Annotated in this window: 18 protein-coding genes and 1 pseudogene; 6 read left to right on the top strand and 13 right to left on the bottom strand. The window is 60.5% G+C overall.

Features of this window, described 5'->3' with window-relative positions:
* The 4 genes from G8E03_RS10110 to G8E03_RS10095 form a co-directional block, all read right to left on the bottom strand.
* Positions 1 to 480, bottom strand: coding sequence for a GNAT family N-acetyltransferase (locus G8E03_RS10110; protein ID WP_166191242.1), 480 nt, complete (start codon positions 478 to 480; stop codon positions 1 to 3).
* Positions 477 to 1,250, bottom strand: a complete 774-nt coding sequence (locus tag G8E03_RS10105; RefSeq protein ID WP_166191240.1) for an enoyl-CoA hydratase-related protein — start codon at positions 1,248 to 1,250, stop codon at positions 477 to 479. The genes G8E03_RS10110 and G8E03_RS10105 overlap by 4 nt, the downstream gene beginning before the upstream one ends.
* A gap of 98 nt (positions 1,251 to 1,348) precedes the next feature.
* A complete protein-coding gene (locus G8E03_RS10100) occupies positions 1,349 to 1,795 on the bottom strand; it encodes a cytochrome c-type biogenesis protein (protein ID WP_166191238.1) in 447 nt (148 codons plus the stop codon).
* Positions 1,792 to 3,768: a heme lyase CcmF/NrfE family subunit gene (locus G8E03_RS10095; RefSeq protein ID WP_166191236.1), complete on the bottom strand. Its 1,977-nt coding sequence runs from the start codon at positions 3,766 to 3,768 to the stop codon at positions 1,792 to 1,794. The genes G8E03_RS10100 and G8E03_RS10095 overlap by 4 nt, the downstream gene beginning before the upstream one ends.
* A gap of 54 nt (positions 3,769 to 3,822) precedes the next feature.
* On the opposite strand from G8E03_RS10095, the gene G8E03_RS17460 reads away from it, so the two are divergent.
* The gene (locus G8E03_RS17460) at positions 3,823 to 4,644 is read left to right on the top strand and encodes a methyl-accepting chemotaxis protein (RefSeq protein WP_240910326.1); all 822 of its coding nucleotides are present in this window, start codon (positions 3,823 to 3,825) and stop codon (positions 4,642 to 4,644) included.
* Positions 4,645 to 4,750: 106 nt separating this feature from the next.
* Here G8E03_RS17460 and G8E03_RS10085 read toward each other — a convergent pair whose 3' ends face one another.
* The 3 genes from G8E03_RS10085 to G8E03_RS10075 form a co-directional block, all read right to left on the bottom strand.
* Positions 4,751 to 5,380: a hypothetical protein gene (locus G8E03_RS10085; protein ID WP_205793061.1), complete on the bottom strand. Its 630-nt coding sequence runs from the start codon at positions 5,378 to 5,380 to the stop codon at positions 4,751 to 4,753.
* A gap of 518 nt (positions 5,381 to 5,898) precedes the next feature.
* Entirely contained in the window at positions 5,899 to 7,290 is a 1,392-nt protein-coding gene (lpdA, locus tag G8E03_RS10080) for a dihydrolipoyl dehydrogenase (protein WP_166191230.1), read from the bottom strand.
* Positions 7,291 to 7,359: 69 nt separating this feature from the next.
* Positions 7,360 to 7,944: a DUF924 family protein gene (locus G8E03_RS10075; RefSeq protein WP_166191228.1), complete on the bottom strand. Its 585-nt coding sequence runs from the start codon at positions 7,942 to 7,944 to the stop codon at positions 7,360 to 7,362.
* Positions 7,945 to 8,276: 332 nt separating this feature from the next.
* Here G8E03_RS10075 and G8E03_RS17585 point away from each other — a divergent pair.
* Positions 8,277 to 9,607 (top strand): annotated as a pseudogene (locus G8E03_RS17585) (mechanosensitive ion channel family protein).
* Between the two features lie 8 nt (positions 9,608 to 9,615).
* On the opposite strand, the gene G8E03_RS10065 reads toward G8E03_RS17585, so the two are convergent.
* Positions 9,616 to 10,347 carry an RNA methyltransferase gene (locus G8E03_RS10065; protein ID WP_166191225.1) on the bottom strand — a complete coding sequence of 244 codons (732 nt, stop codon included), beginning with the start codon at positions 10,345 to 10,347 and terminating at the stop codon, positions 9,616 to 9,618.
* Positions 10,348 to 10,498: 151 nt separating this feature from the next.
* On the opposite strand from G8E03_RS10065, the gene G8E03_RS10060 reads away from it, so the two are divergent.
* Positions 10,499 to 11,710, top strand: coding sequence for an NADP-dependent isocitrate dehydrogenase (locus G8E03_RS10060; RefSeq protein WP_166191223.1), 1,212 nt, complete (start codon positions 10,499 to 10,501; stop codon positions 11,708 to 11,710).
* Positions 11,711 to 11,787: 77 nt separating this feature from the next.
* Positions 11,788 to 12,321, top strand: coding sequence for a DUF2799 domain-containing protein (locus G8E03_RS10055; protein WP_166191221.1), 534 nt, complete (start codon positions 11,788 to 11,790; stop codon positions 12,319 to 12,321).
* A gap of 5 nt (positions 12,322 to 12,326) precedes the next feature.
* Here the strand turns inward: G8E03_RS10055 and G8E03_RS10050 are convergent, their stop codons facing one another.
* Entirely contained in the window at positions 12,327 to 12,533 is a 207-nt protein-coding gene (locus G8E03_RS10050) for a DUF6356 family protein (protein WP_166191219.1), read from the bottom strand.
* Between the two features lie 119 nt (positions 12,534 to 12,652).
* On the opposite strand from G8E03_RS10050, the gene G8E03_RS10045 reads away from it, so the two are divergent.
* A complete protein-coding gene (locus G8E03_RS10045; protein ID WP_205793059.1) occupies positions 12,653 to 13,108 on the top strand; it encodes an Lrp/AsnC family transcriptional regulator in 456 nt (151 codons plus the stop codon).
* 60 nt (positions 13,109 to 13,168) lie between these two features.
* Here the strand turns inward: G8E03_RS10045 and G8E03_RS10040 are convergent, their stop codons facing one another.
* The 3 genes from G8E03_RS10040 to recA form a co-directional block, all read right to left on the bottom strand.
* Positions 13,169 to 13,453: a DUF1330 domain-containing protein gene (locus G8E03_RS10040; protein ID WP_166191217.1), complete on the bottom strand. Its 285-nt coding sequence runs from the start codon at positions 13,451 to 13,453 to the stop codon at positions 13,169 to 13,171.
* On the bottom strand, positions 13,450 to 16,104 hold the full coding sequence (gene alaS / locus G8E03_RS10035; RefSeq protein WP_166191215.1) for an alanine--tRNA ligase: 2,655 nt from the start codon (positions 16,102 to 16,104) through the stop codon (positions 13,450 to 13,452). Before alaS ends, G8E03_RS10040 begins: the two co-directional genes overlap by 4 nt.
* Positions 16,105 to 16,250: 146 nt before the next feature.
* The gene (gene recA, locus G8E03_RS10030) at positions 16,251 to 17,321 is read right to left on the bottom strand and encodes a recombinase RecA (protein ID WP_166191213.1); all 1,071 of its coding nucleotides are present in this window, start codon (positions 17,319 to 17,321) and stop codon (positions 16,251 to 16,253) included.
* Between the two features lie 196 nt (positions 17,322 to 17,517).
* Here recA and G8E03_RS10025 point away from each other — a divergent pair, with 196 nt between their 5' ends.
* On the top strand, positions 17,518 to 18,138 hold the full coding sequence (locus tag G8E03_RS10025) for a sulfotransferase family protein (protein ID WP_166191211.1): 621 nt from the start codon (positions 17,518 to 17,520) through the stop codon (positions 18,136 to 18,138).
* Here G8E03_RS10025 and G8E03_RS10020 read toward each other — a convergent pair.
* Positions 18,084 to 20,342, bottom strand: a complete 2,259-nt coding sequence (locus tag G8E03_RS10020) for an ATP-binding response regulator (RefSeq protein ID WP_166191209.1) — start codon at positions 20,340 to 20,342, stop codon at positions 18,084 to 18,086. The genes G8E03_RS10025 and G8E03_RS10020 overlap by 55 nt on opposite strands.
* Positions 20,343 to 20,375 lie beyond the last annotated feature (33 nt).

Below are 20,375 nucleotides of genomic sequence, written 5' to 3'. Positions count from 1 at the left end.
TCAATCCAGACGATATTCCATGACGAAATTGCGGATCACCTGCCCACGCACCGGAACCTCCTGCGCCTTCGTCACGAACCAGCCTTGCCGTTGCAGGAACGGACGGGCGAGCAGGCTCGCCTCCGCCCAGAGGCGTTCGCATCCCTGATCGCGCGCCATATCCTCGATCCGGCGATACAGCCGGTCGGCAAGTCCGGTGCGTTGTCGGGACGGCAGGACGAACAGGTGGTCGAGCAAGCCGTCACTCCCCCGCAGAGAGGCGAAACCGACCATGGCGGAGGTCGCATCCACCGCGACAATCACGTCGAGGGGCGCCAGCAAATTTTGCCACTTCACGGGATCCGGTTCGGAACCGGCCCATGCCAGCCGTTGCGCCGGGTCGTAATGTGCCGCCGTCCCCTGCGTCACCGCCATGTGGAACACCCGTGCGATGCCGGGCACGTCCCCCTCAACCATTGTGCGGATCGTATCGGTATTCATCGGCCCTGATATTTGGCGGGACGTTTTTCAAGGAAGGCCGTAACCCCCTCGACGAAATCGCGGGTGTTGCCGGCCTCTCCCTGAAGGCGGGCCTCCAGCTTCAGTTGCTGATCCAGATCGTTGTCATAGCTGGCGCGCAGGGCCTGCTTGATCCGCGCATAGGCTTGAGTCGGGCCGGTGGCCAGTTGGCGCGCGCGGGCGGCGATTTGATCCTCAAACCGATCGTCGGGGATGGCGGCCCAGATCAGGCCCCAATCGTCGGCCTGCCTTGCCGTGATCTTGTCCGCCAGCAGGGCCGCGCCCATCGCCTTGGCAAAGCCCATCTGCCGGGGCATCCAGTAGGTGCCGCCCGCATCCGGGATCAGGCCGATCCGGGCGAAGGCCTGCAGGAAGAACGCGCTTTCGGTGGCGATCACGATATCTGCGGCCAGCGCGAGGTTCGCACCTGCCCCGGCAGCCGCGCCGTTGACAGCTGCCAATGTCGGGATCGGGCAATCATAGATTGCCCGCAGCATCGGCTCATACTCGTCATGCAGGGTCTGTTCCATATCGACGATCTTGCCCGCCGTGTCTGCCAAATCCTGACCCGAGCAGAACCCGCGCCCCGATCCGGTCAGCACCAGCGCCCGCGCCTCCTTGCCCGCCAGCTCGACCGCGGTGCGGATCTCCGCCCGCATACGGGTGTTCAGGCCGTTCATCACGTCGGGCCGGTTAAGCGTGATGGTCGCCAGACCCTCGGACACGTCGTAAAGGATGGTTTCGAATGTCATGGCGTCCTCCCGCTGAGTTTTGCCGAAGGGTATCGTGCCAAGGGGCGCGCGCAACAGGTTTCCGTGGCGTCATCCGGGCCAGTATGGCTGCGAGTGATCTAATCGCGGGTCAGCCGCTCGACCTCGGCCAGTTCATCGGCGCTCAACGGATCGGCAGTGGCGACGCCACGCCGTCTGGCACGCAGGACGAGTGCCAGCAGAACCAGCAGGAACAGCACCGGACCTGCCAGCCACAATGCGATATTCGCGCCCGAAACACGCGGTTTCATCAGGACGTAATCGCCATAACGCGCGACAAAGAAGTCCTTCACCTGCTGGTCGCTGGCCCCATCGCTCAGCAATTCGCGCACGATCACCCGCGCATCTGCGGCCCAATCCGCGTTGGATGACGCGATGCTCTCGGACCGGCACAGAACACAGCGTAATTCGTGATCCAACGCTTGGGCGCGCGCCTCCAGCACCGGATCCGACAGCATCTCATCCGGCTGAACCGCTTGGGCCGACAGCGGCCAGAACAGGGCCAGCAATATCACCAGCACCCTCATTGCGCTGGCACCGCTTGCGTGCCCCGCGCCCGTGCCGCGCCGACACGATAACGCCGGTCGCTGAGGCTGAGCCCCCCCCCCGCAGCCATCATGAAGGCACCGAACCAGATCCAGTTCGCGAACGGTTTGATCCAGCTCCACATCGCCCAGGTTCCGTCAGGCTGTTGATCGCCCAGAGAAACATAGAGATCGCGCAGCGGTCGTGATTGGATGCCAGCCTCGGTCGTGGGCATCCTTTGCACGGGATAAAAGCGTTTTTCAGGGTTGAGCACCGCCACAACGCCCCCATTACGTCGCACCGTCACGGTCGCCATGTTTGTGCTGTAGTTCGGCCCGCGCCCCGCCTCGACCCCGTCGAGCGTAAAGGTATATCCGCCCAGATCGAAACTGTCGCCTACGGCAAGGGTGCGAATGTCCTGTTGCTCCCACGCTGTCAGCCCAGCGATGCCGAAGATCAGGACGCCCAGCCCGGCATGTGCAACGGCCTTGCCCCATTCGGAACGGGGAAGCCCCGCCAGACGCGCCCGCGCCGTCGCGGGTCGCGCCCGCCAGCCCCCGGCCTTCTGCGCCAGATCAGCCACGACGCCCAAAATCACCCATGTCGCCAGCGCCGCCCCGACCGGCGCCAGCATCCGACCCCCGGTTTGCAACGTCCAGACCAGCGCTCCCAACGCAACCGACGCCGCCAGCATGCCCCACAGGGGCTTCATCGTGCGGCCCAGCTTCGCCCGCTTCCACGGCAGCATCGCCCCGACGGGCAAGACCATCGCCAGCGCGATCATGAACGGCGTGAAGGTGATGTTGAAGAATGGCGGCCCGACGGAGACTTTTTCGCCGGTTACCGCCTCCGCGATCAGGGGCCACATCGTACCGATGAAGACCACCGCGCAGGACACCGCGAGCAACACATTGTTGAGCACCAGACCCGATTCCCGGCTGACCAGTGCAAAGGCCGTGGTCGCCCGCATCCTCTCCGCCCGCAAGGCGTACAATGTCAGCGAACCTCCGATGGCGACAAACAGAATGCCCAGCACGAACAGACCCCGCGTCGGATCAGTGGCAAAGGCATGTACGCTGGTCAGCACGCCGGAGCGGACGATGAATGTGCCGATCAGCGAGAACGAGAAGGCAAGGATCGCGAGCAGGATCGTCCAGCTTTTCAGGGTATCACGCTTTTCCACCACAATGGCGGAATGCAGCAATGCGGCGGAAAGCAGCCACGGCATGAAGCTGGCATTCTCGACCGGGTCCCAGAACCACCAGCCGCCCCAGCCCAGTTCGTAATAGGCCCACCACGATCCCAGCGCGATGCCGATGGTCAGCATGATCCACGCCATCAACGCCCAGGGCCGCACCCAGCGCGCCCATGCCGCGTCTACCCTGCCCTCGATCAACGCCGCGATGGCGAAGCTGAACGTCATGGAAAGCCCGACATAGCCCAGGTAGAGGAACGGCGGATGGAACGCGAGGCCGGGATCCTGCAACAACGGGTTCAGGTCGCGCCCGTCCGCCGGAATGACATCCAATCGCGCAAAGGGGTTCGACGTGAACAGCAGGAAGGTCAGGAATGCCACCCCGATCGCCGCCTGAACCGCCAATGTCCGCGCGCGCAACGCATCCGGCAGCGCGCCGCCGAACCATGCGACCATGGCGCCGAACAGGGCCAGGATCATCACCCACAGCAGCAACGACCCCTCGTGGTTTCCCCATGTTCCCGAGACCTTGTAGAGCATCGGCTTGGCGGAATGGCTGTTGGCCGTCACGACCTCAAGCGAGAAATCCGACGTTATAAACGCGTACATCAGCATGGCGAACGCGCCTGCGATCAGGACGAACTGTACCTGTGCGGCGCTGTCCGCGAAGGCCATCCAGCCGCGCCAGCCGCGCGCCGCACCAATCAGCGGTATCACCATTTGCAGTGTCGCGACCATCAAGGCCAGCACCAAGGCGAAATGTCCAAATTCTGCGGTCACGTATACGGCTCCTTCGGTTCACGTCCGATATACCCGTCAGAGGCCCTCCCCTCAATGCGCATCCGCGTGAGCGATATCGCCACACCCGTTTACGGTTTCTTCATGGCTGACGATCAGTTTCTGAAAAAAGAGGAGATACGCATGGTCGAGCAAATGGAACATTCCAGCAATGGTACTCTCGACCGGTTCGAAGCCATGATCTCGCATCTGCCCGGTATGCTGTTCCGGTGCCACGTCCGAAACGGGCTGCCGCTGATCTGGATCGGGGGACGGATCAAGGAAACGACGGGATTTGGCCACGCGGATCTGTTGAACAATATGGGTGGTGCCTGGTCCAGATTGATCCATTGCGACGATCAGGACCGCGTGGTCGCCGAAATAAGCGCGGCGATGGAGGCGCACGAAAACTGGCAGAGCAACTTCCGCATCGTCTGTCGGAACGGCAAGCAGGCATGGGTCCGCGGAATGGGCGGTGGTGTCTACGACTCGGATGGTCGCCCGCACAGCCTAGAGGGCGTCATCATCGATATGACATCTCAGATGGAGGAAAAGGAGGATTGGCAGGATCGTGTCCAACGGGCGCGTGAACGTACTGTCCAGATCGTCGAGGCGACTTCGGACATGCTCGAAACGCTGCAATCGCTCAGCGTATTGTCGATCAATGCTTCGATCGAGGCTGCACGTGCCGGCGATGCCGGACGTGGGTTCAGCGTCGTCGCACAGGAGATGAACAGACTTGCCGCGCGGGCGGAAAGCACAGCCACCGCAATACGCCGTGCAACAGGTTCCGAAAGGGGCAAGACATCCGACATTCTGCACAAGACGGAGCTTTCCCTATCCCGTTCGATGACGGGAACTCATCCGGCCCAAGTCTGAACGAGGGCCGGATGAGCCTTGGTACGCAAGGTGCGAATTCAGTACATTCCGTATCTGATCCTTGCGTCACCTACGAAACATGAAATGCACGCAGGTTAGTCTTTCATCAGTTCCCGATGGAAACCGACAACCCCCCTACACTGGCGGAAATTCCATCCGACCGCGAAGCGGAGACGGAAACCCCGGAGGACGTTGACCCGCCATTATTAGAAGATGTGGACCCTCCCGAGGATGCGCCCCCATCACCTGATGAGGATGAGTCCCCAGCGTCCGACGAAGATGTGCTGGCAACATCGACACTGATCGAATCGTTACCTGTATCTCTCGACGATCCCAGATTCACATCGATGACGTCGTTGCCGCTATCCGTTCCGCGGCCGAGCGCGTCGATATCGATAAGCGAACTGCGGTCCGTATTGGCATTGCCGCCGATCTGAACATCGGCCAGAGCTGCGGAGTTCAGATCGCTCGTCACCCCGATTCCGTCCGAGGTCGAGACATCAGCCGCAACATCCACCGTATCAGCTACGCTGACCGCGGTTGTGACCACCTCACCGGACTGGCCGCCGCCGCCCGCCCCAAAATCGATAACAACCAGGCCATCGCTGGAGACGCTGACGTTACCGGACGAAGTATCAGTGGGCCCTTCACCCGAAGGGCCTGCACCAGCTACGACTGTGCCGGCGTCCACGCCCTGCATGTCATCCGCCATGGCGAGACATTGCGCTTCGATCATATCATCGACGATTGCCGGGTTCAGACCCTTGATGCTATCGCAAATTGCGTCCGACTGCTGAGCCTGAGCCCCGATAGCGGACAACAGCAATGTGCACGCGGTCGTCGACAGAAGCCTACCAAAATAAGTCATTCCGAACCTCCCAGCTTGAGAAATGCCTGAATTCGCAAAGTAATAACGAAGATAATCTTAATTTAGTTTCACGATATCATTCAAGATGTATGGGAAAATAAGTCTGACATTCGGCAATTGCGTTTCTAAAAACCAAAAATGCACTATTCGCCATATACAGCCAAGTATAAGCGATTCGATGTGTATCAGCATTAACATCATACCACATTTTCGGGTTTTTGATGTGCAAATTCGCACGCTTAGATAGAGTTTGCCGAGAGGCGATCTATCACGCCTGCGAATGCCGAAACATCACGCAACAGTGCATTCCCATCTCTAGCCGTTGTAAAAAATGGCGCCGACGGTATGCCGCCAACGCCATCACAGATCGATCTATTGGATAAGTATCAGTAGTGTATTGCCCGATCGTAAGCGTCCAGCACGCTTTCATGCATCATTTCGCTCAACGTCGGATGTGGGAATACGGCGTGCATCAGGTCTTCCTCGGTCGTCTCCAACTGACGGCCGACAACGTAGCCTTGGATCAGTTCTGTCACTTCGGCACCCACCATATGCGCGCCCAGCAGTTCCCCGGTCTTCGCGTTGAACACGGTCTTGACCATCCCCTCCGGCTCACCCAAAGCGATTGCCTTGCCGTTGCCGATAAAGGGGAAGCGGCCGACCTTGATGTCGAAGCCGAGCTCCTTGGCCTTCGCCTCCGAATAGCCGACGGAGGCGACCTGCGGATGGCAATAGGTGCAGCCTGCTATGCTCTCGGGCTTGACCGGATGCACGTGCTTGCCGGCGATCTTCTCCGCCACCATGACGCCTTCGTGGCTGGCCTTGTGCGCCAGCCAGGGGGCGCCCGCGATATCGCCGATCGCGTACAGCCCCTCAACGCCTGTGCCGCAATATTCATCGGTTACGACATGGGTGCGGTCGATCTTGACACCCAGATCCTCCAGCCCCAGCCCCTCCACGTTCCCGACGATGCCAACGGCGGAGATGACGGTATCGAATTCCAGCTTTTCGACCTTGCCGTTCGCCTCGATATGCGCGGTGACCTTGCCCTTGCCACGGTCGAGCTTCTTGACCGTGGATTTCTCCATGATCTTCATGCCCTGCTTGACGAACTGCTTCTTGGCGAAGGCAGAGATTTCCGCGTCCTCCACCGGCAGCACCCGATCCATGACCTCGACCACGGTCGTGTCAGCGCCCAGCGTATTGTAAAAGCTGGCGAACTCGATCCCGATCGCGCCGGAGCCGATGACCAGCAGCTTCTTGGGCATCCGCGGCGGGACCAACGCGTGCTTGTATGTCCAGACCAGATCGCCGTCCGCCTCCAGCCCCGGCAGTTCACGTGCGCGCGCGCCGGTCGCGACGATGACGTTCTTGGCCGTCAGCTCCTCCGTGCCCTTGTCGGTCTTGACGGAAACCTTGCCCTTGCCGGTCAGCTTTGCCTCGCCCATCACGGTGGTGATCTTGTTCTTCTTCATCAGATGCGCGACGCCACCGGACAACTGCTTGGCCACACCGCGAGAGCGTTTGACCACCGCATCTATGTCGTAGCCGATGCCGTCCGCCTTCAGCCCGAATTCCTTGGCGCGGTGCATCAGGTGGAACACTTCGGACGAGCGCAGCAGCGCCTTTGTTGGAATACAGCCCCAATTCAGACAGATACCGCCCATATGCTCGCGTTCCACGATGACAGTCTTGAGGCCCAGTTGAGCCGCGCGGATCGCGGCCACGTATCCTCCGGGTCCTGCCCCGATAACGATCAGGTCGTATTGTGTGGCCATCTGGTACTCCTGCCTGAAAAATGGTTTGAAGCCTAACTATCTCGAAATGGATGTCGGGGCAAATTCTGTTTAGGCCGCATCCGCATCCTGAAGTGCCCGCAAGGTGGAGCCATACGCCCCCTCTTCGAGGTAGCGCCGCTCCGCCGGAGTGGAGACACGGCCGAGCGCCTCATTCCTGTAGGGAAAGCGTCCGAAGGTACGAATGACCTGACGGTGCGCGCGCGCATGAAAAAGGTTGTCCTTGCTGTCCGGCATTTTGAGCATGAACAGGCGCACGGCGCGTTCCTGATGGCTGAGGCTTTCGGAATGCATATAGGGCAGATAGAAAAACTGCCGCTCCGGACCGGTGAAAACCTGGTCGTCATTGCGTGTTATCGCATGTCTGGCGGCGGACAGCGCCAGATAGTCCGTGGCAAACGAAGTGCCCCGCCCCCGGAACATGTTTCGCGAAAACTGATCCGTCACGATCAACAGGGCAAGGGTGCCGCGGGACGAGCGCATCCAGTGGATCAACTCTCCGTTCGCGGCTTGCTGCCATGTCGACTCGAACCGGCTGGTGATATCCTCATCCAGCGCCGCATCCTGCTCGTACCACTTTTCTTGACCGACTTCCTCCAGCCAGTACTGCAACACGCTCTCGATGGTTTCGTTCATTTCACTTCACCTCCACCTTTCGCATGACGCGGCGCCCGTTTTGGATCGTTGCTTCCAGCAAAGATGGGATCGGCGCGCGTGACAACCCTCAATCCACGAAAAACCGCCTCCCGTTCGTTTCCCTAGGCAAACGGTCGATTGCCGCATCGCAGCCAGCGGGCACCGGCGACATGCAGGGCCTTGGGCCCGAATCAAGGCCCATTGCGCAAGGCAAACCAGTCGTTTAGCCTCATTTCTGAAGGGTGTGTGCATATGTGATCACGCGATGTGAAATGCCGCAAACGCATGGGTCCGACAATCGCGTTGCGGCCTTGGGCTGATCTGAGGACAGCATGGATTTTTTCGGTCTACCTGAACTGATGTCCGAACTCGCCCCCGTGGTGCGAAACTTCTTCGTTTCGATGTCGCAGCCATGGCGCGTGGGGCAACTGGTGGTCATCGCTCTGTGCCTGATCGTCGGTTGGATCACGGCCAGATTTCTGACCCCGCATTTCAACACATGGATGCGTGGCCTGAAATTGACGACACGCCGTGCGCGGTTCCTGATCCTGGTACGGGATCGGATAACGTGGATCGTGATGGTCGCGTTGCTATGGGCCATCGGACTTATTTTGGCTGAGATCACATGGCCTTCGCGCAGTTACCTCGTCCTGTTTTCTGCTCAGCTTGCGACGTTCCTGGTGGCGATTTCGATCTTGTCCCGGCTGATCCGGTCACGCCCCTTCCGTCAGATCGCGCGTTGGGCAGGCTGGATCGCGATCACCCTGATCATGTTCGGGTATTTCGATGAAGCGGTAGATTTAGCGGACCGCGCGGCCTTGAGGCTGGGTGAGGCGCGCATTTCTGTTCTTCTGGTCGTTCAGGCCGTTCTGAGCATCGGCGCCACAATCATGCTGGCCTCATGGCTGTCGGGCGAGGCGCGATCGCGCCTGATGCGCAACGAGGATCTGTCGCCCTCGATGCGAGTATTGAGCGAAAAACTGATTACCGTCATCCTTTACGGCATCGCGCTGCTCGTGGGATTGCAGTTTGTGGGCTTCGACCTGACGACCTTCACCGTGCTGTCCGGCGCGATCGGCATCGGTATTGGGTTTGGCCTGCAAAAGGTCGTGTCGAACCTGATTTCCGGCGTGATCCTGTTGCTGGACAAGTCGATCAAGCCGGGCGATGTGATCTCTCTGGGTGATACGTTCGGATGGATCAGCGGGCTGGGCGCGCGATACGTCTCCGTCGTGACGCGTGACGGCCGGGAATATCTGATCCCAAACGAAGATCTGATCACGGGCAAGTGGTGAACTGGTCGCACAGCTCCACCCTCGTGCGGCTCGACATCAATTTCGGCGTATCCTACGAGAGCGATCCACACCTGATCCGCAAGATCGCGGTCGCCTCGACCGCCGCTGTGGCGCGCGTGCAGTCCAACCCTGCCCCGGTGTGCCACATTACCGGTTTCGGTGACAGTTCCATAGATTTCGTGCTTCGGTTCTGGATCGACGATCCATCGGGCGGGCTGACCAACATTCGCGGCAACGTGTTTCTGGCCCTTTGGGATACGCTCAAGCAACACGATGTGGAGATCCCGTTCCCCCGCCGCGATGTGACCGTGCTGAACCGCACCACGCCCGAAACGTTCAGTGAGGCCGCACCGAAGCCGGAGGAGTGAACGCTAGGCTAGTCCTTCGGCGTCCTCTCCGCCAGATGCCGGACCACGCCGTGCAGGGTTCGTGTGTCGGTTTCGGTCAACGGCAGGCGGTGGAACATGTTGCGCAGGCTCGCCTGCATCGAGGCGGCCTTGTGCTCCGGCCAAAAGAACCTGCGGGCATCCAGTGCCTTGACCAGCCGGTCCAGCAGGTGCTCAACCTCCCCACCTTCGGCCAGTCTGGCGCCAGCCAACTCCAGCACTTCGGGCGGGATGTCCGCGTCCTGACGCCGCCACTCATAAGCCGTCAGCAATACGCATTGCGCCAAGTTGAGCGACGCGAAGTCCGGGTTCACGGGTACGGTAATCAATGCATCGGCGCGAATGACGTCCTCATTCTCCAACCCGGCGCGTTCCGGTCCGAACATCACGCCCACCTTTAGCCCCTGCGCAGACAATGCACGGGCGTGCTGCATCGCACGTTCCGGCGTCATCACAGGTTTGGTCAGGTCACGGCTGCGGGCGGTGGTGGCGAACACGTAATTGAGATCGGCGCAAACCTCTCCCAGCGTATCGCGCACCATCGCAGTGTCGAGCACACGCCCCGCCCCCGAGGCCAGCGCTACGGCACGTTCATTCGGCCACCCGTCGCGCGGATCGACGATGCGCATGTGGTCCAGCCCGAAATTGAGCATCGCCCGCGCCGCCGCGCCAATATTCTCACCCATTTGCGGGCGCACGAGGATGATCGCAGGACTGTTCATCGAAACTCCTTCCGAGGTATCGGGCGCGGGTGTAGCCCGAGATGTGCTCCGACGCAAATCACCAATTGCATACCTTGGCATACCGACCCTTTCCATCCATGCCCCTCTGCGCTATGTCTGCGGCAAGCGTAACCCTGATGCGGAGACCCCCATGAAGATCAAAGTCGCAAACCCGGTCGTCGAACTGGACGGTGATGAGATGACCCGGATCATCTGGCAGTTCATCAAGGACAAGCTGATCCTGCCCTATCTGGACATCGACCTGAAATATTACGATTTGGGGATCGAGGAGCGTGACCGCACCGACGACCAGATCACCGTGGACGCGGCGGAGGCGATCAAGACACATGGCGTCGGCGTGAAATGCGCCACAATCACACCGGATGAAGACCGCGTGAAGGAGTTCGGGTTGAAGCGGATGTACCGCTCACCCAACGGCACGATCCGCAACATCCTGGGCGGCGTAATCTTTCGTGAGCCGATCATTTGCGAAAACGTGCCGCGGTTGGTCCCCGGCTGGACCCAGCCCATCGTCGTGGGCCGTCATGCTTATGGCGATCAATACCGCGCCACCGATTTCCGCTTTCCCGGCAAGGGCAAGCTGACCATCAAATTCGTGGGCGAGGACGGTGAGGAGATCGAACGCGAGGTGTTCGACGCACCATCTTCTGGCGTCACGATGGCGATGTACAACCTTGACGATTCGATCCGCGATTTCGCCCGCGCCTCGATGAATTATGGCCTGAACCGTGGTTGGCCGGTCTACCTGTCCACCAAGAACACGATCCTCAAGGCCTATGACGGTCAGTTCAAGGATCTCTTTCAGGAGGTCTACGAGACCGAGTTCGCGGATAAGTTCAAGGCCGCAGGCATCACTTACGAACATCGCCTGATCGACGATATGGTCGCCTGTGCGATGAAATGGTCTGGCGGCTATGTCTGGGCGTGCAAGAACTACGATGGCGACGTGCAGTCCGATACCGTCGCCCAGGGCTTCGGCTCGCTGGGGTTGATGACCTCGCAGCTTATGACCCCGGATGGCCGGATCGTCGAGGCGGAGGCCGCACACGGCACGGTCACACGGCATTATCGGCAGCATCAGGCGGGCAAGGAAACCTCAACCAATTCCATCGCCTCGATCTACGCCTGGACGGGCGGTCTGAAGCATCGGGCAAAGCTGGATGACAATGCAGAACTGGCCAATTTCGCAGAAACACTGGAGAAAGTCGTCGTCGATACGGTCGAGAGCGGTTTCATGACCAAAGATCTGGCGCTGCTGGTCGGACCGGATCAGAAATGGCTGACCACGATGGGCTTCCTAGAAAAGGTGGATCAGAATTTGAACGCCGCATTGACGGCTTAGCCGCACTCACATGATTGCGATGAAAGGCCCGCACCTGCGGGCCTTTTCTTTTTGCTGCAAAGTGGGATGATGGCCGCATGCGTATTCTGATCTCCCTCGTCCTTCTCCTCACCCTAGGCTCCTGCGCGACGCTGAGTGAGGCGGAATGCCGTGCCGGCGAATGGGGCCTCGTCGGCTATGAGGACGGTGCGCAGGGGCGATTGCCCGAGTTCATTGCGCAGCATAGGGAGGCTTGCGCCGAATACGGCATCGCACCCGACCTGGACCAATACCTGGCCGGCCGCGAACGCGGCTTGGTGCAATACTGCACACCACAACGCGCATATGATCTGGGCCGTCAGAGCCGACCCGTCGCAAATGTCTGTCCCGCCGCGATGTCTTCACAACTCGACCGCGCCAATTTCCGGGGCCGTACGTATCGACATATCAGCGATGAGATTGCGGAATTGCAACGCGACCTCAACGACTACCAAAGGCAACGATCCAGGTTGGACGGAACTGCATCCGGCTCCGATGTTATCGCCCGATCCTTGAACGGGTCGGTCAGCGCCGCGCGATTTCGTATCCTGCAACTGCGCGCGCGCCGGGCGCAATATGCCACCTGGCGCTGAGCCGTTCAGCGCCCGCGATTGACGATCTTTCCGTGCAATTTCAAAACGATGTTTCCGGCTGTCTTCTCGAACAAGACAGGGATCAGCGCATGGACCAGCGCCGCGCAGCCTGCAAGCAACAATGCGCCGGCAAAGCTCATTGCGAAGGCGAAATGCTCGAAATAGGATTCATCCACCTTGCGCGGATGGTCAAGGAATACGCGAGTGATCATGTGGACCTCCTGTCTATCTGTCCTACCGTTCATCCTATCGTGACGCGGGCGAACGGGATCCCAAAGGAGCGGCAAAGTTCCGCCTCGCAAGAGACAATGTTTCGACTTAAGATATAAATATGCAACTTGATCCCATAGACCGCCGCATCCTCCGACTTCTGCAACGTGATGCGAGCGTTTCACATGACGATCTGGGGGCGCAGGTGGGTTTGAGCCGAAATGCCTGCTGGCGCCGGGTTCGCGCGTTGGAGCAAGCCGGATTTATCAAAAAGCGCGTGGTGCTGATCGACCCCGATCAGGTTGGTCTCGGTCTCACCGTGTTCCTGATGATCCGAACCGATCGGCACGGGCCGGACTGGCTCGACCAGTTTGCGAAGGCAACGCGGGATATTCCGGAAATCTTGGGGGCTTACCGCATGACAGGAGATCTGGATTACCTGGTCCGCGTTCGTGTCGCGGATGTCGCCGCCTACGATACGCTTTATCAAAAGCTGATCCGCAGGGTCGAAATGGCCGACTGCTCAGCCAGTTTCGTGATGGAGGAATTAAAGGAAACGACTGAACTGCCCCTGTAGCAGGCGATTTCGCGCGGTGGTGCGGATCAATCTTCGCCTGACAGAAACGGCAGCCTTCTCTCAGACACCCTCCACGATCACCAGATCGCGCTTTGAGGCCGCCATGGCGATAGGCAGGATTTCGGCATACTCCTCGGACGCATAGAACCGTTCCGCGGCGGCACGATCCGGGAAGCGGATGACAACATGCCGCTCGGGGCCTGTACCCTCGATTTGCGTCATGGCACCGGCCTTCACCAGAAACTCACCGCCGAATTTTTCAGCTAAAGCAACGGTTTGGGAGGCATAGCTGGCATAAGCCTCTGGATCCGTCACCTCGATCCGTGCCAGAATATAGACGCTCATCCGCCCAGCACCTTCGCCGCGGCGGAAATAGCCTCGTCCGCCTTCGACGGGTCGGTGCCACCGGCTTGCGCCATGTCGGGACGCCCGCCCCCGCCCTTCCCGCCAAGCACTGCCGCCGCCGCCTTGACGATATCCACGGCGCTGATCCGGTCGGTCAGGTCCGCTGTGACGCCAGCGGCGACGGCGGCCTTGCCACCCGTATCCGCGATCAGCAGTACCACGCCCGATCCCAGCTTCGCCTTTTGCTCGTCAATCAGTCCGCGCAGATCCTTGGCCGAGACGCCGGTGAGCGCCTGCCCCAGAAACTTGATCCCGTCGATTTCCTGCACGTCGGAGGCACCTGCACCACCGCCGCCCATGGCGACCTGTTTGCGCAAATCCGCGATCTCGCGCTGCAAGTCGCGCCGTTCGTCCAGTAGCGCCTGCACCCGTTCGACCACCTCACCGCGCGGTGCCTTCATCCGCCCGGCGATCTCCGCGACGGTCCGGTCCTGATCGGCGAGGTAGGCCCGCGCCGCCTCACCCGTCAACGCCTCGATCCGCCGCACGCCGGAGGAAGATGCGCTTTCGCCGAGCAAGACGAACAGACCGATATCGCCGGTCTGGCGCACATGCGTGCCGCCGCACAGCTCGATGGAATAGGTCGTCTTGTCCGTGCCCTTGCCCGTATCGGCTTGGCCCATGGAAACGACGCGCACTTCATCGCCGTATTTCTCACCGAACAGGGCCTGTGCGCCCAGATCGCGGGCGTCGTCCGGGGCCATGATGCGGGTCGTCACCGGCGTATTCTGGCGAACGAAGTCGTTCACCTCACGCTCCACCTCGGCGATTTCGGCAGTGTCCATTGCCTTGCCATGGCTGAAATCGAAGCGAAGCCGATCCGCAGCGTTCAAGGATCCGCGCTGGGAGACGTGATCGCCCAGATGGTTGCGCAGTGCCTCATGCAACAGATGCGTGGCGGAGTGGTTCGCGCGGATATTCGTGCGACGGTCGTGATCCACCACCAGTTCGGCCGCGTCACCCGGCGTGATCTTCCCCTCGGTCACTGTGCCGATATGGACGAAAACGCCGTTTTTCTTTTTCGTGTCGGTGATCTCGACCGTGCCGCCCTCGCTCCGCAAGGTGCCCGCATCGCCGACCTGACCGCCGCTTTCCGCATAGAACGGCGTCTGGTTGACGACGATCTGTACCGCATCGCCCTGTTTTGCGGTTTCGACCGGGGTGCCAGCGCGTACAATGGCCAGAACCTCGCCCTCCGCTGTTTCGGTGTCATAGCCCAGAAACTCGGTTGATCCGTGCTTGTCGGCCAGATCGAACCAGACAGATTCGTCCGCCGCCTCACCGGAGCCGGACCACGCAGCGCGCGCCTTGGCCTTTTGCTCCGCCATGGCGCTGTCGAACCCGGCGATGTCCACGGCACGACCCTTCTCACGCAGAGCGTCCTGCGTCAGATCGAGCGGGAAACCATAGGTGTCGTAGAGCTTGAACGCCGTCTCTCCGGGCAAAGTCGCGCCGTCCTGCAACCGATCCAGTTCATCGTCGAGCAGCCGCAACCCGCGCTCCAACGTTGAGCGGAACCGGGTTTCCTCGGTCTGCAACGTCTCGGTTATCAGTGCCTGAGCGCGGCCAAGCTCGGGAAAATGGCCGCCCATCTGGCGCACCAGCGCGGGCACAAGCCTGTGCATCAGCGGATCCTGGGTGCCCAGCAAATGCGCATGACGCATCGCGCGACGCATGATCCGGCGCAACACATAGCCACGCCCCTCGTTCGAGGGCATGACCCCGTCGGCGATCAGAAACGAGGTTGAGCGCAGGTGATCGGCGATCACCCGGTGGTGAATGTTTTGCGGCCCGTCGGCATCGACATTGGATGCATTCGCCGAGGCTTCGATCAGGTCGCGCATCAGGTCGGTGTCGTAATTGTCATGCTTGCCCTGCAACAGGGCGCCAATCCGCTCCAGCCCCATCCCGGTATCGACCGAAGGCTTGGGCAACGGCTTCGTTGTGCCGTCGGCCATCGCCTCGAACTGCATGAAGACGAGGTTCCAGATTTCGATGAACCGGTCGCCGTCTTCCTCGGCACTGCCCGGAGGGCCGCCCCAGATATGATCGCCGTGATCGTAGAAAATTTCCGTGCACGGGCCATTCGGGCCTGTGTCGCCCATGCGCCACCAGTTGTCGTCATTGTCGATGCGGATGATGCGGTCGTCCGACAGCCCTGCAACCTTGCGCCACAGGACCGCAGCTTCCTCATCAGACTTGTGGACCGTGACCAGCAGGCGTGAGGCGTCGAGCGCAAATTCTTTTGTGACCAGCTCCCAAGCGAAGGCGATGGCCTGTTCCTTGAAATAATCGCCGAATGAGAAATTGCCCAGCATTTCGAAAAACGTGTGGTGCCGGGCGGTGTAGCCGACATTGTCCAGATCGTTGTGCTTGCCCCCGGCACGGACGCATTTCTGGGAGGTCACGGCGCGGGAATAATCACGCTTCTCGACGCCGGTGAAGACGTTCTTGAACTGGACCATACCGGCATTGGTGAACAGCAATGTCGGGTCGTTGCGCGGAACCAGCGGCGAGCTGTCCACCGCCTGATGGCCCTGCCCGGCGAAATAGTCGATGAAGGTGGAGCGGATATCGTTCAGGCTGGCCATTTGGAGCGGTCTCTCTCGCGGATATTGCGGTGCCTGACAGCAATATCCGCGCCTCCGGGCGGTGTCCACCGATGCTCCGCGAATATCGAGGTCACCCATCATCGGCCGCCCGGCATGGGGCGACCGTCAGATCGTTTCAGACCGGCTCAGTCGTCGACCACGTCACCGTCATCCCCGCCGGGGGGCATGTCGAATTCGAGACCGTGCGCCGCGCGAATCTTGTCCTCGATAGACAGGGCTACGGACCGGTTTTCGCGTAGGTAGTTCTTGGCGTTCTCACGACCCTGCCCAATCCGCTCATCACCATAGCTGAACCATGAGCCGGACTTGTCCACCACTCCGGCCTTGACGCCCAGATCAAGCAATTCACCGTTCTTGGAGATGCCTTCGCCGTACATGATATCGAATTCCACCTGCTTGAACGGCGGCGCGACTTTGTTCTTGACGATCTTCACGCGGGTCTGATTGCCCACGACCTCATCCCGGTCCTTGATCGCGCCGATCCGGCGAATGTCGAGGCGGACGGAGGAGTAAAATTTCAGCGCGTTGCCACCCGTCGTCGTTTCGGGCGATCCGAACATGACGCCGATCTTCATGCGGATCTGGTTGATGAAGATCACCATGCATTTGGAGCGGGAGATGGAGCCGGTCAGCTTGCGCATCGCCTGGCTCATCAAACGGGCATGCACGCCGACGGAACTGTCGCCCATATCACCCTCAAGCTCGGATCTTGGCGTCAACGCCGCAACCGAATCGACCACGACGACTGAAACCGCGCCAGAACGCACCAGCGTATCGGTGATTTCCAGCGCCTGTTCACCGGCATCAGGCTGCGAGATCAGCAACTCATCTACATCCACGCCCAGCTTGCGCGCATAGGACGGGTCGAGCGCGTGTTCCGCATCGACAAAGGCACAGACGCCGCCGCGCTTTTGCTGTTCGGCCAGCACGTGCAGCGCCAACGTCGTCTTGCCCGAGGATTCCGGGCCATAGATTTCGATGATCCGCCCCTTGGGCAGGCCGCCGATCCCAAGCGCGATGTCCAGACCGAGCGACCCTGTCGGAATCGCCTCGATATCCATCACGGCCTCACGCGCGCCCAGCTTCATGATAGAGCCTTTGCCAAAGCTCCGCTCAATCTGCGCGAGCGCTGATTCCAGCGCCTTCTGCTTATCCATTTCGCGTCTTTCGTCCAGTTTCAGAACAGCATCAGCCATGCTCGATCCCTCTTTCATGTCACGTTTGCCCCGGCCCGGCAATCGAAGCGGCGGCGTGGGTGATGTTCACCTCTTGTTCATTATATAACACCAGAACATAACCCGAACAAGGGGGAGTGGTATTGCAGACAGATTGATGGCATCAGGGTAAATAAAAGGTAAAGATGCGAAGGCATCAGCAAAAACGGGGGGTTACATGCTGGTATCAATGAAGGCGGGCATTGCGTATCTCGCTATGCCCAAGACAGGATCAACCGCAATCGAAGCTGCGCTCGCACCCGGGTGTGATATCGTGATGTCGGGGCATCCGAACCTCAAGCACATGCGGTTGCGCAGATTCGAGCGTCAGATCCGGCCAATCCTGCCCCCGGGCGATGTCGCCACGGTTGCAGTGATCCGAGAGCCTCTGGAATGGCTCGGCAGTTGGTATCGCTATCGCGCACGCCCACAGTTGCAGGGGCAGCGCAACTCGACGTCGGACCTTAGCTTCGACGCCTTTGTGGAGGCGTGGTTGCAGGACGATCCGCCAAGCTATGCCCGCGTCGGACGGCCGGTCGAGTTTCTGGAGCCACCGCAATCCTCACTGGGGATCGACCATCTGTTCCGCTACGACGCATTCGACGCGCTGGCGGAATTTCTCGCACAACGGTTCGGGCGGCCCATCGCGTTTGAAACCCTCAACGTTTCACCTGCGATGGAACTGACGCTGTCGCCCGCGCTGCGCCGCGAAACGATCGACAGGATGGCAGTGGAATACACGCTTTACGAGGGTGCGCTCTGCCGTTCACGCGACGCATCCATTGACCGTTTGACCTGAAGCGACAGGTCGTTGAGCGAGAACGGTTTCGCCAGAAACGCACTGTGCGCGGGCCTGACATGCTGCTCGGTAAAGATATCCTCGGCATAGCCAGAGACGAAGATGACCTCCACATCGGGGTAGTCCTTCTGCGCCTGACGGACCCATGAGGGACCGTCCAGTCCCGGCATGATGACATCGGAAATGAAAACGTCCACCTTGGGCCGTTCGCTCAGGACCTCCAGCGCCTCCTCACCCGATGCGGCCTCGATCACGGTGTAGCCCCGCAATTGCAACGCCCGCACGGCAAAGGCGCGGACAGGTGCTTCATCCTCGACCAGCAGGACTGTGCCACTGCCCAGCAGGTCGACTTCTGGCTCCCCCGCAGACTCGGATACGGGCGGCAGGGAGGCTACGCCGGTGCCGTGGATATGGCGCGGAATGAGGATCGAGAAGGTCGTCCCCTCACTCACGACAGAATCAACAAACAGGAAACCCCCGGTCTGTTTGACAATGCCATAGGCGGTGGACAGGCCCAGCCCCGTCCCCTCCCCCACACGCTTGGTGGTGAAGAAGGGATCGAAGATTTTGTCTATCTCACGCTCGGGTATGCCGGTGCCGGTGTCGGTCACATCGACGATGACCCATTCACCGGGCGGTACGATCGCCCGATTGCGGTGCAGTTCCTCTGTCAGCGTTTCCACCCGCGCGCGGACATAGACGGTGCCACCATCCTTCATCGCATCGCGGGCGTTCACAACCAAGTTCATCACCACCTGCTCCACCTGACGCAGGTCCGCCCGGATTTCGGGCAGGTCCTCGGCGAAGTCCATTCGCAGGTTGACCTTTTCGCCGATCAGTCGGTTGAGCAGATGCGACAGATCGCCCAGCACATCGCCCAGATTGATGATTTTCGGCTGCAAGGTCTGCTTGCGGGAGAAGGCGAGCAGCTGGCTGACCAGAGCTGCGGCCCGGTTCGCGTTCTGCTGGATCTGCATCAGGTCCAGATAGTCGCGATCGCCCGGACCGTTGCGCAGCAACAGCAGGTCGCAATGACCGGACAAGGCGGTCAGCAGATTGTTGAAATCGTGTGCCACGCCCCCCGCCAACTGTCCGACCGCCTGCATCTTCTGGCTTTGCACGAATTGCGCTTCCAGCTTTTTCAACTCGGTTGCGTCGCTCATCACCATCAGGATTGAGGATTGCCCCTCGATCACCATGGGCGACAGAGATACTTGCAAAAATCGCTCAACATCGCCGTCATGCAGGCGGGCGACCTCAGGGCGGGCGTAGCGTCCACGTTCGGCAACATCGCGAATGCGCGCGGACATGGGCTGCGCCAATCCCTCCATCAAGTTCGAGACGTTTGCCCCCGGTGTCAGCGCCTCACCGACCAAGGATGTTGCGGCACGGTTGGCGATTATGACCGTGCCATCCGTGTCCAGCCGCGCCAGAGAGATCGGCAACTGCATCAGGAACTGATCCGGATTCGAGGCGGCCGTCTCATCCTTACCCAGCGGCACCAGATAGAGCGACTGCGTCTCCCCCTCCGCGACCAGAAAGGCCCGCAGCAGCACCGTCGGATTGACGCGGAGCCTGTGGATCTTGCCGTGCGAGAGGGGAAGGTCCAGCAGCACGTCGTCGATATTGGTAATGTCGCCGCAGCGATTGCGCATCCAGCCGTTCATGGCAATCACTTTGCCGTCCCCGGCGTGGAGCAGCAGATGACCGAAGGGGGCCTCCTCCATCGTGATGGCGGTGGAATGACTCTCGGTCTGTTCGACGGGCGGCAGTACTTGCCAGATGACATTGCGGCCCGACCTTTGGGCGTGAACAATCCGATGCGACCCATCCTGCTGCCGGACCGGGCGCGCGACCTCACCCGTGTTCAGCACCGATTGCATCATTCGGTAGAACTGCGCATTGGGATCAGGTTCATGCGCGAACAGCATTTGAGCAACCGTCAGGCTACCACCGCCATGCAGATTGCCATCGTCATCAGCGATCAGCGCGTTACGGCTGGGTCTGAAATACAGCGGGACCACGATCACCAGCGCCGCGACACATAGGCAAAGCCCCACCGCCAGTGCCACGCGCGCGGTCTGCCCGGAACTGAATTCCAGGATCAGCAGCGCCACTGTGAATGCACTCAGGGCACCGATGGCCGAGGCCGCCAGATCGGGGATCCTCATACGCAGGATCTGTTCGTGCGGGCGATCGGTCACAGGCTTCTCCATCCTCCGTCCGAACCCGAGATC

This window comes from Pontivivens nitratireducens (genome assembly GCF_011290545.1).
Lineage (GTDB): Bacteria > Pseudomonadota > Alphaproteobacteria > Rhodobacterales > Rhodobacteraceae > Pontivivens > Pontivivens nitratireducens.
The sequence above is the reverse complement of the archived record's forward strand: the minus strand, read 5'-3'. Positions and strand labels throughout refer to the sequence as shown.